The organism is Streptomyces katrae (genome assembly GCF_000966975.1).
Classification (GTDB): Bacteria; Actinomycetota; Actinomycetes; order Streptomycetales; family Streptomycetaceae; genus Streptomyces; species Streptomyces katrae.
On record NZ_JZWV01001524.1, the window covers coordinates 1 to 487 of the forward strand.

Below are 487 nucleotides of genomic sequence, written 5' to 3' on the forward strand. Positions count from 1 at the left end.
GCGCAGGCCAGCCCGGCGGCGGCCACCACGGTCATCACCGCGAAGCCCGCCACGACGGCGGCGACGGCCTCGCGCCATGCCCTCACGGAGGTGCTGCTCACCCTGCAACCGTGGCACTCCCGGCTTGCGGGCACCACTCGGACCACGCACACAATGACGGTCAGGAGTGCCTGAAATCCGGCAGATGTCCGGAATTCTCTCGTTCGGTGCTCGGGAAGAAGGGCCCGTGACCACTCAGCCGTCCGGTGGGCAGCCGCCCCCGTTCTCCTCCCAGCCGCCGGCCTCGGAGCGTCCCACGGGTCCCCCCTCCGGCCCCCTCTCGGGCGGGGACCGGGGGTCCACGCCGCCGCCGCCCGCACCCCCCGGAGGAAGCTCCGGCGGCAGCGGCGGGGAGCCGCCCCCGCGCCCCTGGTGGCGCTCCGTACCCCGGATGGTCGCGGCGGCCGTGGCGGTGGCCGCCGTCGCCGCCCTGGCCGTGGTGCTGACC

At 76.2% G+C, this 487-nt stretch carries 1 pseudogene; it reads left to right on the top strand.

The annotated features are described in order from the left end of the window. Positions 1-226: 226 nt before the first annotated feature. A pseudogene (locus VR44_RS43515) lies at positions 227-487 on the top strand (DUF6777 domain-containing protein); the annotation flags it as partial.